This window comes from Longimicrobiaceae bacterium, assembly GCA_035696245.1.
Classification (GTDB): domain Bacteria; phylum Gemmatimonadota; class Gemmatimonadetes; order Longimicrobiales; family Longimicrobiaceae; genus DASRQW01.
This window is the reverse complement of record DASRQW010000481.1, coordinates 1-12,194: the sequence shown is the minus strand read 5'-3', so window position 1 is coordinate 12,194 and position 12,194 is coordinate 1. Positions and strand designations below refer to the sequence as shown.

General features: G+C 71.1%; 9 protein-coding genes. 6 read left to right on the top strand and 3 right to left on the bottom strand.

The window, feature by feature from the left end; translation table 11 throughout:
* The 3 genes from VFE05_21580 to VFE05_21570 form a co-directional block, all read left to right on the top strand.
* Positions 1-447: YihY/virulence factor BrkB family protein (locus tag VFE05_21580; protein HET6232681.1), on the top strand; the 447-nt coding region annotated here is incomplete at its 5' end.
* Positions 448-449: 2 nt separating this feature from the next.
* Complete coding sequence (locus VFE05_21575) at positions 450-1,004, top strand: hypothetical protein (protein HET6232680.1); 555 nt, start codon at positions 450-452, stop codon at positions 1,002-1,004.
* 142 nt (positions 1,005-1,146) lie between these two features.
* On the top strand, positions 1,147-1,455 hold the full coding sequence (locus VFE05_21570; GenBank protein ID HET6232679.1) for a hypothetical protein: 309 nt from the start codon (positions 1,147-1,149) through the stop codon (positions 1,453-1,455).
* 673 nt (positions 1,456-2,128) lie between these two features.
* Here the strand turns inward: VFE05_21570 and VFE05_21565 are convergent.
* Positions 2,129-4,078, bottom strand: a complete 1,950-nt coding sequence (locus tag VFE05_21565) for a DUF885 domain-containing protein (GenBank protein ID HET6232678.1) — start codon at positions 4,076-4,078, stop codon at positions 2,129-2,131.
* A gap of 556 nt (positions 4,079-4,634) precedes the next feature.
* On the opposite strand from VFE05_21565, the gene VFE05_21560 reads away from it, so the two are divergent.
* A complete protein-coding gene (locus VFE05_21560; GenBank protein HET6232677.1) occupies positions 4,635-6,458 on the top strand; it encodes an ABC transporter ATP-binding protein in 1,824 nt (607 codons plus the stop codon).
* 505 nt (positions 6,459-6,963) lie between these two features.
* Here the strand turns inward: VFE05_21560 and VFE05_21555 are convergent.
* A complete protein-coding gene (locus VFE05_21555) occupies positions 6,964-7,773 on the bottom strand; it encodes a hypothetical protein (protein HET6232676.1) in 810 nt (269 codons plus the stop codon).
* 200 nt (positions 7,774-7,973) lie between these two features.
* On the opposite strand from VFE05_21555, the gene VFE05_21550 reads away from it, so the two are divergent.
* Positions 7,974-9,251: a radical SAM protein gene (locus VFE05_21550; protein ID HET6232675.1), complete on the top strand. Its 1,278-nt coding sequence runs from the start codon at positions 7,974-7,976 to the stop codon at positions 9,249-9,251.
* Positions 9,252-9,474: 223 nt separating this feature from the next.
* Here the strand turns inward: VFE05_21550 and VFE05_21545 are convergent, their stop codons facing one another.
* Complete coding sequence (locus tag VFE05_21545; protein HET6232674.1) at positions 9,475-11,064, bottom strand: hypothetical protein; 1,590 nt, start codon at positions 11,062-11,064, stop codon at positions 9,475-9,477.
* 389 nt (positions 11,065-11,453) lie between these two features.
* Between VFE05_21545 and VFE05_21540 the strand changes: the two genes are divergently transcribed.
* The coding region (locus tag VFE05_21540) for a nitronate monooxygenase (GenBank protein ID HET6232673.1) at positions 11,454-12,194 on the top strand (741 nt) is incomplete at its 3' end.

Here is a 12,194-nt window from a genome sequence, read left to right as displayed (position 1 = left end):
GTCTTCGTGAAGAAGAAGGCGGTGGCGCTGGGGGTGATGGCGGTCACCTCCATCCTGTTCGTGGGCGGAAGCGCGGCGCTGCTGGCCGGCCCCGCCATCGCCAAGGCGCTGGGGCTGGGCGATGCGGGGCAGACCATCTGGAGCATCCTGCAGTGGCCGCTCTCGTTCCTGCTGATCGTGGCGGCGTTCTGGCTCATCTACTACATCCTGCCGGAGAAGGACCAGTCCGGCTGCAAGGGCACGCTGTTCAAGAGCGCGGCGATCTCCACCGTCATCTTCCTGCTGGTGACGCTGCTGTTCCGGCTCTACATCTCGAACTTCGGCTCGTACAGCAAGACGTACGGCGCGCTGGGCGCGGTGATCGTGCTGCTGCTGTGGATGTACGTGACGTCGATGGTGATCCTGCTGGGCGGCGAGATCAGCTCCGAGATGGAGCGGACGGCGTAAGCATGCCCAGGGGATCGGCACACCCGCCCTTCCGGGCGCCGCTGGACGACGAGGAGGGCGCGGAGTTCGCCGCCGCCCGGCTGCGCGACGGCCGGGTGGCGCTGGGCTCGCGGCCCGAGGGGGATGAGAGCGCGGGCGGGGAGATGCACGTGCTCCGCCCCGCGTCGGCACTGGCGCTGGCGGCGTGGCTCGCGCCGGTGGTGGAGCGCGAGTGGATCGCCACGGTCCGCGAGCGCCTACCGGAGCAGCACGCTACGGCGGACGACCTGTACGGCGACGCGCCGGATGCCCTCCGCCGCCTCGCTCGCCAGCTCCTCGACGAGATCCCGCCGCGGCTCATCGCCCGCGCCCTCATCCTCCTCGCCAACGCCATCGGCCCGGAGGCGCGCGAGCGGATGGTCGGCTCCCTGAACCGCACCACCGACTTCTCGGAAGATGCGATGCTGCGCCGCCGCCTGTCCGAGGAGCGCGAGGCGTTCGGCTACGCCATCGCCGCCGCCGCCCTCTACGACGCCCTCGACCCCGACGCCGGGGAGTACGACCTGGCGGACGGGTAGCGGGCTCCTCGCCGGCCCCCCATCTTCAAGCTCTCCGTAACTCTGCCCCTCTCGGGTGAGAGCATCCGTCCGATACTGTCCGCATCGGCGTGCGCAGACGTGCATTCGCCCGCCCCGCATTCTCCCAGCCGATGGTTTCCAGATGATCGGGATCGGACGAGTCACCAGCGTTGTCGCGTGCTTCGGCACCGCCATCATGCTTCTGCTTCTGAATTCCCACTTCCGCGACGCGTTCAGGGCGCATCCCGAGCTTCTGGGCACCTTCAACGTTCTGATGTTCCTCACCGCCGTCTCGATCTTCGTAACGTGGAGCCTCGCCCTGCTACACTGGGGCAGACACTACGACCGTCCGCGAAAGTCGTCGTGGGGTGTCGGTATCTTCTTCTTCGGATTTCTCGGCGCGACCGCCTACTGGTGGTCGGCGGCACGGCGCGGGGTGCTGACGGGTTGACCGCCAAAGCAACGTACGGTTTAGCCGCGCAGTTCGCCGACGGGTTCGCCTCCCTCACCCCAACCACTGAGCGGGACTACACGATCATATCGGCCACCGCCGTACTAAGTGCCGGCACTTCCTGGGATGGGATGGCATCCACTACCCATAGTTCGCCTGTGATCCGTACACACGAGCCATGGTGAATCGAACCACCGGCTCCTTCAAGCGCGAAGGTGTTGCCTTTCCTGCTGGCGGCAGCGATCTGCATCTCGTGCGATTCGCCGAATCCACCTCCCACACACCCGTTGGAGCTAACCGGGCGATGGGTGCGCCAAGGACAAGCGGAGCCGTTCAGGGACACCCTGGAGTTCCACGCGGACGGAACGGTCACGGGCTCGGCGCGAGCCAAGGTGCCATCTGGCGCCGGGTGGAGCGTGCGACCGGCCATAGACCAGCCGCCTGCGCTCTGCCTATGGGACCCGGAGGAACGCTCTTGCCAGTCGTACCGTCTCGCGCGGCACACTCTGAGCACCGACGATGGTTCTGGGCATCCGACAGTCTTTCGGAGGGCCCAATGACGCGTCCCGCATCTCGCCCGAATGGGGATGGCATGCAGCAGAACGGCCGGAGCCCGCGCGGGCCCGGCCGTTCCCATCTACGGATCTTCGTCTCGCCTCCGAGCCCGCTGCCGCTACCGGCCTCGCGCCGTGGAGAGGAAGTATTCGCGGAAATAGCTGGCGGGGATGGTGCCCATGCGCATGAGGCGCTCGTGGAACTCCTTGGGCGTGTACGCGGCGCCGCGGGCCTGCCGGTACGCGTCGCGGAGGCTCTGGATGGCGCTCTTGCCCAGGTTGTACGTGATGGCCTGCGTAGGCCACTTGCTGTAGCGGTAGATGGCCCGCAGCGCGCCGTCGCACACGGCCTTGGCGGCAGGGTCGCTCGCGGCCTTGGCGCAGGCGCCGGGGAAGAAGTTCACGTTCGCGGTGAAGTAGTCCATCGCCTGGTCGAAGCTCATGCGGCCCGTGTGGATGCCCACGTCCACCACGATGCGCACGGCGCGCAGGAGCTGGCCCTGCAGCTCGTAGAGGTACTCGCCCGGCGTGTAGAAGCCGTACGGGCGGCCCGGCGCGGGCTCGCTCATCAGCTCCTCGGCGTACAGGCCCCAGCCCTCGGCGGCGGGCGAGTCTTCCCACATGGACGACGAGTCCTCCACCGCGCCGGGCGTCAGCCAGCGGATGTTGGAGATGTCGGCGGCGTGCCAGGTCATGTACTTGTAGTGGAGGTCGTGCCCCGGGAAGCCTTCGTGCACGGCGGTGTCGGCAATGGACGCGCGGTTGTTCTCGCGCAGCGCCGGCGGGTCGTTGCCGGTGGGCGTGAGATAGAACCGGCCGATGCCGCTCTTCTTGAACGGCGGCGCGGCGTAGTACGCGGCGTCGATGGTGCTGCGCAGCACGGGCGGCGTGGGGTAGACGTCCAGCCGGTAGTCCGCCGGGATGTCGAAGAGCTGCCGCTCGCGGCCGTACGCCACGGCGCGCTTCCCCGCATCCACGTACCACTGGAGAAGCTGCTCGTCGTCCTTCGGCGAGTCCTTGGCGAGGTGGTCCATCACCGCGCGTACGCCGGCGTTCTTCTCGTCGGTGGTCCCGAACGGCAGCCCCAGGCTCGCCTCGCGCGCGACCGCCTGCGCGACCTCGTAGATGCGGCCGAGGTAGAGGTCGACCTGCTGGTGGCCGTAGTCGTACAGCTGCGCGACGGAGCGTCCGTCGCGGATGTTGTTGCGCAGGCGCCAGGTGTACTCGGCCTCGCCGACGGCGAAGCGGTCGGTGCGGTCGCCGGCGTACGTCTGCCGCAGGAAGTCCGCGAAGCCCGCGTACGCCTGCGCAGCGTGCTCGGCCGCCGCGCGCAGCCGGGCCATCACCTCGCCCGAGAAGGCGCGCGAGCCGACGTACCGCCCCGCCGTCTCCGGCAGCGTGGTCCGGAAGTACTCCGCGTTCGACGTGCTTCCGTCCACGCCGTCGCGCTCCACCATCCGCCAGTCGGGGATGTTGCCGGAGCGCTTGCCCGCCAGCAGGTTCGCCTTCGCGGCGTCCACGTACGCCGGCACTGCCTCCAGCCGGCGGACGAGCTGGTCCCACTCGGCGCGGGTGCCCAGCAGGCCGTGGCCCTCGTCCGTCATCTGCTGCATCAGCCAGTCGATGCCGCGGAAAGGCTCGGCGACGTACGTGTCCACCGCGCGCTCGTGGTAGCGCAGGTCGGCGAGCTGGTGGAGGATGAAGGCGAGCTGCGCGCCCATCACCTCGTGGTCGATGCGCTCCACGGCACTCAGCGACGCCGGTCGCATGGCCGCGCGCTCCGCCTCGATGCCGCGGTAGAACTGCGCCTCGCGGTCCAGCGCGTCGCGCGTGTAGTCGCGCAGGCGGGCGTTCACGTCCGCGAGCTGCGGGCTGTAGCCGTCGCCGCCCAGGTAGGTGGACGTTACCGGGTTGAACCGCAGCACGCCGATGAAGTAGCGGTCGCGCAGCCGCGTGAACGGCGTGGCCGCCACCGCCTGCGCGAGGGCCTCGCCGCGCGCCAGCGACGGGAGGATGCCGAACGCGAGCGCCGCCTGCGCGCCCTGCCGGAAGAAGGAGCGTCTGTCCAAGTTGTGCCGTCCGGAAGATGCGTGGGAGATGCGAAGCCGCCTGCGCGCCCGTGCACTTCGGCTGCCGATCTATCCTGCCACGCGACGGGAAGATTCACAAGGGAGCGCGCGAGCCGCATGGCCCACCGTCCTTCCGACGTCGGACGTTCCCGCTGCCGCGCCGGGGGTATGAAACGCCCGGCTATGAACTGCGGTCGTCCTTCGGACGAAGTCCCTCGCAGCCTGAAGCGGCGCCGCTCGACCTGCCCATCCGCAGCGCGCAGCGCGAGTCGCCAGACTGTCGGCAGCGAGGAGGCAGCCTCGACCCATGCCAAGCCTGGAGATGCGTCAACGGCGTGCCTTCCCCCGCTTGCGGCGGAGGGCAGGCGAGCCGTGCGAGCCGGGTGAGGGCCCCTGCCCGCCTTGTCCCCCCTCCACCAGCCCGTCATCTTTCTCCCTTCCGTCCTTTCGCCCACCCGACGAACCCCTCCGTGATCCCCAGCCCGTCCGCATTTCCCGTCCACGCCTCCACATCCACCGTTCAAGCCGTCCTCGCGGACGTGTGGAGGCGCGCGTCGTGAGCGACGAGGCCGCAACCGCCTCGCCGGACGGGCTGCTCGCGTTCGCGCGGACGCTGTGGAAGCTGATGCCGCGGCGGATCGCGGCGGCGGTGGGGCTGAGCGCGCTGCTGGGTGCCACCGAGGGCGCGGGCGTTCTGGTGCTGATTCCCCTGCTGAGCGTCGCGGGGATCCCCGTGGCGCAGGGCTCCGTGGGGCGGATGAGCGCGGCGGTGTCGAACGCGATCACCGGCGTAGGGATCCACCTCACGCTGGGCGGTGTGCTGCTGGCGTACGTGGCCGTGGTCGCGGTGCAGGCGGTGGCGCAGCGCGCGCAGCTCATCGTCACCTACGACGTGGAGAAGCGCGCTGCCCTCGCCATGCGCACCCGCCTGTACGCCGCCATCGCCGAGGCGCGCTGGCCGTTCCTGGCGCGCACCCGCGCGTCGGACCTGGTGCACGCGCTCACGGTGGAGACGGACCGGGTGGGCACGGCGGCGGCGCAGCTGCTCCTCTTCTTCGCGCAGATGCTGGCGGGGGCGGCGTACCTGGCGGTGGCGCTGCGCATCTCCCCCGCTGTCACAGTCGTGGCGCTGGCGTGCGGCGGCGTGCTGCTCGCCTTCCAGCGCGGGCCGCGGCGGGCGGCGCGGATGGCGGGCCAGGGCCTGAGCCGCGCACACGGCGAGCTGTTTGCCGCCGCGACCGAGCACCTGCAGGGCATGAAGGTGGTGAAGAGCTACGGGGCCGAGCAGCGCAACGTGCGCATATTCGGCGCGCTGGCCGAGGGCGCGCGGCAGATGCACGGCCGCACCATCCGCGCGTACGCCGACGCGCGCGCGGGGTTCACGCTGGGCTCGGTCGTCCTTCTCGGAGGCGTGCTGTACCTGGCCGTGGAGGTGCTGGGCGTGCCCGCGGCGGTGGCGGTGCTGCTCATCTTCGTCTTCTCCCGCCTGGTCCCCCGCCTGCTCGCCATGCAGCAGGTCTACCAGCAGATCGTGCACGAGCTTCCCGCCTTCGCCGCCGTCCGCGCCCTCACGGCGCGCTGCGAGGCCGAGCGCGAGATGACGGTGGCCGAGGGCGGTCCGCTGCCGCTGGAGCGCGGGATCCGCTTCGAGCACGTGTCGTTCGCGTACGACGAGGACCGGCCCGTGATCTCCGGCCTGGACGTGACGGTCCAGGCGCGGCGGACCACCGCGTTCGTCGGCCCTTCCGGCGCCGGCAAGACGACCGTGGCGGACCTGGTGATGGGACTCGTCGCGCCCACCGCCGGCCGCGTCGTGCTGGACGGCGCGGCGCTGGACGAGGGCGCGGTGCGGCGCTGGCGCGAGGGGATCGGGTACGTGGCGCAGGACACGGTGCTCTTCCACGACACCGTACGCGCCAACCTGCTGTGGGCACGCCCGGATGCGACGGAGGACGAGCTGCGGGACGTTCTCCGCGCCGCGTCTGCCGAGGAGTTCGTGGACGCGCTGGCGGAGGGGCTGGACACGGTGATCGGCGACCGCGGCGTGCGGCTGTCCGGCGGCGAGCGGCAGCGGCTGGCGCTGGCCCGGGCGCTGCTCCGGCGCCCGTCTCTGCTCATCCTCGACGAGGCCACCAGCGCGCTCGACACCGACAACGAGCGCCGCATCCTCCGCGCGATCGCGGAGCTGCACGGCCGCACGACCATCCTGGTCATCACCCACCGCCTCAGCACCGTCCGCGACGCCGACGCCATCCACGTCCTGGAAGCCGGGCGCCTGGTGGAGAGCGGTGACTGGACCACGCTCACGGCGGACGAGAACGGCCGCTTCCGGCGGATGTGGGCATCGCAGGAGGAGGAGGGGCCGTTCCCCAGCGAGTAGAATTCGCCGGCCCTCTCTGGAGCACCTTTCCGCGCATAGCCTCAGCCTTCGAACCTGGTCTTCGCCGCTTCAGCCCACTGGCGGACTCACGCCGCACGGACGCAAGTCGAGCGGCATCGGTGCCGGTGCGAGGAGCTTCGTCCGCGGACGACCACGCGTTCTCTCCCGCTCCGTCCGCGAGCCGGACGCGTTCGCCGCGCGTGGCGGGCACGACCCGTACCCCCGCCCCCGTATCACGCGACACGCCCGCCGAGGCGGAGAATCGGCGTCCGGCCCGGTGCGCATCCACGCAGGCTATCGGTAGTTGTAGATCGCGGCATGCACGCCCGGCAGATGAAGCGCGAGCGCGTCGGCCATCCCCGCATCTCCCGTGATCGCATGGGGATGACGCGACGAGGGCGCACCTCGCGTGAGATGCGCCCTCGTCTGGATTCGGTAGATGTGCTACGGGGTGTCCCGCGGATGCGCGGCGGAGGACGGCGGCCGTGCATCTCCCGCTGGGCGGTCAGACGTGGTGATGGCCCGCCGGCATCTGCATCATCGTCGGATCGGTTGACGAGTCGGCGGCGGATGCGCCGTGGTGGTCGGCCCAGACGACCTTGGGATCGTCGGATTCGAAGGCGTTCACGTGCACCATCCAGCCGAACAGGTGCTCGTGGAAGACGCCGCCCACCGCATCGCATTCGGCCTTCGTGGCGATGGGGCTGCGCGGGCCGAAGACGGGCTCGCCGCCGCGCATCTCCCGCCAGCGTTCCGCCTGCCCTCTCGGCGGCAGGCACCAGCTCACGTGCTGGTGCCACCGGGCGATTCCCAGCGGGATGCGCTCGCCCAGCCGGTCTTCGGAGAAGCGGCGCGGCGCCGTGTACATCGCCCCGACCAGCGTGAAGCGGCCATCGGGCTCCCTGCGGTACAGCAGCGACGTGGGCTTGGCGGGGTCGAAGCGGAACGCCTCCTCCACGGCCCAGCGCCAGTTGGTGAAGTGGTAGACGGGCTGCGGCACGTTGGGGAGGAATTGCTCGAAGCCGGCCGCCTCGGCCGCGTGCACGTCGCGGAAGCGCGCCAGCTCCGCTCGCATGCTGCGCACGAGCGCCGCTGCCCGCGCGGAGTCCGCCGCCGTCGCCCTCCGCGGCGTCGTCATGCGCATGTGCGGGTCCATCTCCATGCCGCCATGCGACATCGCCTCCGCGGCGGCGGCGGTCGCGCGTGGATCCGCTTCCGCGCCGCCCCTGCCCTGTTGCGCGGCGGACGGGCGGCACGCCGTGGCCGCGAGCGCGGACGCCAGCGCCAGACCGCATCGCATCTTCCGAATCCTCATCGCGTTCTCTCCCTTCGGTCATCGGATCTCCCAACCTCTCGGATTGATACCGCCCACCGGTCCGCCAAGTTGGGCGGCTCGTGAGATGCGCGGACGCAGATAGAAATCAATTCCGAACATTTCCCGAACAAAGCTCTTGCATCTTCGGCATCCATTCGGTACACTGCTGCCGGCTGGAGAACCCGCGAGCAGGAGGGAAGATGGACACGACGCTGACGCTGGAGCAGAAGCTGGAGCTGCTTATGACCCTGGCGGCCGACGACCACGAGGGCACGCAGGGCTCGCAACGCGCTCTGCCGCCGCGGCTCCGGCACACGAAGGACGTGGGCGCGCTGCGGCCGTTGAACATCCGCGAGCTGCGCGTGGGGTCCGGTCGCGTGTCGCTGATGCGCATCCTGATGACCAACGCGTGCAGCTTCAACTGCCACTACTGCCCCATGCGCCGCGACCGCAACATGCCGCGCACGCTGCTCAAGCCGGCCGAGCTGGTTCGCATCTTCCTGGAAGCCTATCACCGCGGCTGGTGCGGCGGGCTGTTCATCACCACCGGCATCCCCGGGCGGCCCACCAAGGTGATGGACGACCTGATCGAGGTGATGGAGCTGCTGCGCGAGAAGCACCGCTTCACCGGCTACGTGCATGTGAAGATGCCGCCCGGCGGCGAGCCCGCGCAGATCGAGCGGCTCACGCGCCTAGCCAGCCGGGTGTCGCTGAACCTGGAGGCGCCGTGCGGATCCACGCTGGTGCAGATCGCGCCGGAGAAAAGCCTGGACCGCTCGCTCGCCAGCCTGGACGCGGCGCGAAAGCTGGTGGTGGGCGAGTGGCGCCAGGAGCGCGACGGGCGCCCGCGCGACCCGCTGCACCCCGGCGGCACGTCCGGCATGACCATGCAGTTCGTGGTGGGGGCCACGCCCGACACGGACAGGACGATCATCGGCAAGGTGACGGAGCTGTACGGGCGCGGCGGCATCCACCACGCGCACTTCAGCGCATTCCGCCCTATTCGCGACACACCCATGGAGGACGCGCCGGAGACGCCGGTGCTGCGCGAGCAGCGGCTGTACCAAGCGGACTACCTGCTGCGCCGCTACGGCTTCGCGCGCGACGAGGTGGTGTTCGACGCGACGGGAAACCTGCCGCTGGGGCTGGACCCGAAGACCGCGTGGGCGCTCGCCAACCCCCAGCGCTTCCCGGTGGAGGTGAAGACGGCGAGTTACGACGAGCTGGTGCGCGTCCCCGGCATCGGCCCGGGCACGGCGAAGAAGATCGTGGCGGAGCGTGGAGGCACGGTGATCCGGGGCGTGGCGGACCTGCGGAAGATGGGCGCCGTGACCACCCGTGCGGCGGGCTTCCTCACTATCGGCGGAAAGCGGCTGGATTCGGTGAGATGGACGGAGCAGATGGGCCTCTGGGCCCCGGAAGACGACGCCGGCATCCCCCGCCGCACCTACAGCGTGTCCCCCGGCACCTTCCGCTGACGCGAAGCACGCCCAGGACCACGAAATCCCCACCCCATCGTGAACTGGCTCCCCTCTCCCGCTTGCGGGGGAGGGGCTGGGGGAGGGGGCGCTCCCCCGAAGCACGACCATCTCCAAGCTCCGGCATGCCTCCGTCCAACCCCCATCCGCACATGATCCCGGAAGCACGAAGCCCGTCCGCCGCGGGTGCGACGGACGGGCCTTTCCTGTTTCCGTGCGAACGCTAGTTTCGGACAGGCTCGCGCGGGATCTCCATTGCGCCCCAGCGGCGCTCGAACTGGCGGAACGACAGCTCCAGACGGCGCTGGAGGTCGGCCTTGGGGCTGCCGGCGGCGAGCTGCACACACGCCGCACCCTCGAACCCGCCGGCCGCCGGTGCGCACGCCGCCGCCGGGGCGAAGGTGCGCCCGTCGCGCCACAGGCTGGCGCCCTGCACGAAGGCGTGCTCCAGTGAGGTGCGCGCCATGCGCTTGAGCGTGGGGTAGTCGATCCCTTGGTCCTGCACGGCGCGCAGGTACTCCATGGTCATCTCCGAGCGCGCCACGCCCTCGTCGTCCGTTGCGAGCGCCACGGGCACGCCCGCGGCCAGGTACGCGTGCAGCGGGTGGTCGCGCCCGCTCACCCCCAGGATGCCGTAGTTGCTGGTGAGCGCGATCTCCACCATCACGTTCCGGTCGCGCATCTCGCGCAGCAACTCCGGCGCGCGCTCCTCGTTCATCACGTCCACCCCGTGCCCGATGCGCGCGGCGTGCCCCAGCTCCACCGACTGGCGGATGTGGAAGCGCAGCCCCTCGGGCGGCACCAGGCCCGGCGCCAGCTCGCCCGCGTGCAGCGTGACGTGCGCCTGCGGGTAGAGGCGGTGCAGGTAGTCGATCATGCGCATCTGCAGGGTGAAGTCGCGCATGGGCACCAGCGCGTCCTCGGGCTGCACCAGGTTGAAGCCCACCACGCGCGGGTCGCTGCCCTGCATCTCGAACCCGGCGAGGATCTGCGCGAAGACCTGCTCCGGGGCGCGGCCGCGCGACACCTGGTACAGCCAGCGCACGGTCACGCCGCAGCCCGGATCGGCGTCGGCCGCGCCGCAGCGCAGGAGCTGCCGCTCGCGCGCCTCGGCGGCGGCGAGCGAGGCGCCGGCCTTGACGAGCGTGTCGCGCAGCCCGGCGTCCAGCAGCTTCTGCCGCATCCGCCCGAAGTCCGCGTCCCAGCCCACGCGCCCGCCCAGGCCCGCCACGCCGCCGTCGTCGGGCGTGTACATCAGCTCCACGTAGCTCACATGGCCCATCGCCGCCCGCTGGGCGACCTCGGCCACCATGTCGCCGGTGCGCCCGTCTGTGGCCGCGCCGAACTTGCCGAAGGTGTCGAAGAACTGGTCGTGGCCGTTCTTCCGCGCCGCGTTCCAGTTGCGCATGGACCACGCGTCGATGAGCTGGCCGTACAGCGTGGAGCTGCGCAGCGCGCTGGCGGCGGGCACCAGGCCCGCGGCGGTGTCGCACGGCACGGGGCCGGTGAGCGACATGCTGGCCGTGCGGACGCACAGGTTGCCTTCCGACGCCCACCGGATGTACGTCTCGGCGTAGACGGCGCCGGAGAGGTGCATGTGCAGGTCGCCGCCCTTGGGCATCTCGCGCAGGAAGGCGGTGAGCTGCGGCGTGCTGCCGCGCACGGCGGCCATGTAGCGGGCCGTGCGCGCCTCGTCGCTCGCGGCGGCCTGCGCGGAGGCGGGCGCCGCTCGGAAGGCGAGCGTGCCGAGGGCCGCCGCTACGCCCGCCGCGGCGCGGATGCGGCGAAGTGTGCTGCCTGGGGTGTTTCGCATGGGGTTCGTGGACGGTGGGGAGGCTGAGACGCACGTGCAGATGCGGCAGAATAACGCGTCCGGACCCGCCGGAGCAATCTTCACGGCGCGGCGGACGCGGCAGGCACCTCCGCCAGCCGGGCGATGCCCTCCCTGCGACGTAGTCGAGGAAGCGCGGGAAGGCGCTTGCGAGGAATCCGTCGCGCTGCCGCACGAACAGCGTGGCCGCGCGCGCATCCGCCGCCCGCCGCGCAAGCTCAATCGTTCGGGAGATGGATGGCATCGCGAGAATCATCTTTCGCGACGACGCACCGGCGATGAAGTTGATCCGGTGGATGCGTGGCGGGCGATCGTCTCGGTAGATGCGTGACCCGCCTGCGGCCCTCGTTCCGGACACGGAGGATGCACGGATGGCTGCACCACTTCACGACCTCGCCGCGCGGCTGGGGATCCGCCACGCGATCGTCCAGGGCCCGATGTCCGGCGGAGGAAGCACGCCCGCGCTCGCCGCGGCCGTCAGCAACGCGGGCGGCCTGGGCTCTCTGGGCGCCGCGTACCTCTCGGCCGACCAGATCCGCGCGGACATCGCAGAGGTGCGCCGCCTGACGGACCAGCCGTTCCTCGTCAACCTCTTCGCGGGCGGGCGGGAGCATGCGCACGAGACGGTGGACGCCGGGCCCATGCTCGCGCTCGTCGCCCGCCGCCACGCGGAGCTCGGCCTTCCCGCGCCCGTGCTTCCGGCGCCCCCGGCCGATCCGTTCGATGCGCAGCTCGAGGCGGTCCTGGAGTACCGCGTGCCCATCTTCAGCTTCACGTTCGGCATCCCCGGCGCGGCCGCAATGGCGGAGCTGCGGCGGCGCGGCGTCTTCGTGATGGGAACGGCGACGACGGTCGACGAGGCGGTGCGGCTGGAAGATGCCGGCGTGGACGCGGTGGTCGCGCAGGGGAGCGAGGCGGGCGGGCACCGCGGCACCTTCGGCGCGCCGTTCGAGGCGGCGATGATCGGCACGCTCGCGCTGGTGCCGCAGGTGGTGGACGCGGTGCGCGTCCCGGTGGTCGCATCGGGCGGGATCATGGACGGGCGCGGGATCGTGGCCGCCCGCGCGCTCGGCGCCGCCGCCGTGCAGCTGGGTACCGCATTCCTCGCCACG

Excerpts from the sequence above, each read along its gene's own strand:
- VFE05_21575 (HET6232680.1), top strand. The coding sequence starts at position 450 with ATGCCCAGGGGATCGGCACACCCGCCCTTCCGGGCGCCGCTGGACGAC.
- VFE05_21570 (HET6232679.1), top strand. The coding sequence starts at position 1,147 with ATGATCGGGATCGGACGAGTCACCAGCGTTGTCGCGTGCTTCGGCACC.
- VFE05_21555 (HET6232676.1), bottom strand. The coding sequence starts at position 7,773 with ATGAGGATTCGGAAGATGCGATGCGGTCTGGCGCTGGCGTCCGCGCTC.
- VFE05_21550 (HET6232675.1), top strand. The coding sequence starts at position 7,974 with ATGGACACGACGCTGACGCTGGAGCAGAAGCTGGAGCTGCTTATGACC.
- VFE05_21545 (HET6232674.1), bottom strand. The coding sequence starts at position 11,064 with ATGCGAAACACCCCAGGCAGCACACTTCGCCGCATCCGCGCCGCGGCG.